This is a genomic window from Dietzia sp. CW19 (assembly GCF_014145265.1).
In the GTDB taxonomy this organism is placed as follows: Bacteria; Actinomycetota; Actinomycetes; order Mycobacteriales; family Mycobacteriaceae; genus Dietzia; species Dietzia natronolimnaea.
The window spans coordinates 1-943 of record NZ_JAALEE010000492.1 but is presented as its reverse complement, the minus strand read 5'-3'; the positions used below and the strand labels follow the sequence as shown (position 1 = coordinate 943).

2 pseudogenes are annotated in these 943 nt (G+C 71.5%); one reads left to right on the top strand and one right to left on the bottom strand.

Annotated features, from left to right (window positions below):
• Positions 1-599: pseudogene (locus G6021_RS13980) on the bottom strand (glycine cleavage system protein T); the annotation flags it as partial.
• A gap of 143 nt (positions 600-742) precedes the next feature.
• Here G6021_RS13980 and G6021_RS13975 point away from each other — a divergent pair.
• Positions 743-943 (top strand): annotated as a pseudogene (locus G6021_RS13975) (leucyl aminopeptidase); the annotation flags it as partial.

Genomic DNA, 943 nt, shown 5'->3' with positions numbered 1-943 from the left:
AAGCCGTACTCGCCGGTGTACCCGGTGCGGCAGACCCGGACGGGAACTCCGGACCAGTCGGCGTCGACGAAGGCCATGTAGTCCAGGTCGATGGGCAGGCCGACCGCGGTGAGGACCTCCCCGGCGAGCGGGCCCTGCACTGCGATCACGGCGCGGGAGCGGTGCTCGTCGGTGACGCTGACCTCGGGCGCCCGCTCGGCCGCCGCGGCCTGCATCCGCCGCACCACCTCGGCGGTGTTGGCGGCGTTGGGGATGAGGAAGATCTCGGAGTCGGAGACGCGGTAGGCGATGAGGTCGTCGACGACTCCCCCGGACTCGTCGCAGCACAGCGTGTACTGGGCGCTGCCGGCGGAGATCCGGTCGAGGTCGTTGGTGACGCAGGTGTTGACGAACCCGGCGGCGCCGGGGCCGGTCACGAGCGCCTTGCCCAGGTGGCTGACGTCGAACAACCCGACGGTCGTGCGGGTGGCGTGGTGCTCGGCGACGGTGCCCGAGTACTGCACGGGCATCGACCAGCCACCGAAGGGGGCGAAGGTGGCCCCGGCCTCCACGTGACGAGAGTGCAGCGGCCCCTCGTAGAGGTCCCCGGTGTCTGTCATGTGGCCACTCCTCGCGCTCTCCAGTACGGCTCCGCTCCCACGGTAGTCGATAGACTATGGTGCCCTGGCCGTGGCGGTCCCGCCACGTCATCAGGGCATCTGACACGTCCCGTACGTCCCCGCCGACCACCAGGAGTGCTTTCATGCCCACCGCGCAGTCGATCCTCACCCACAGCCCGGACCTCGCCGCGATCGAGGCCGTCACGACGCCTGTCGAGTCCGAGGTGGTGGTGGTCGGTATCGCCGCGGGCGCCGACCCCGGTGACGCCGACGGCGGTTCGGACGCGGCCCCCGTCGTCGTCGCCCCCGGTCTCGACGGCGAGGTCACCGCGGCGCTGGCCACG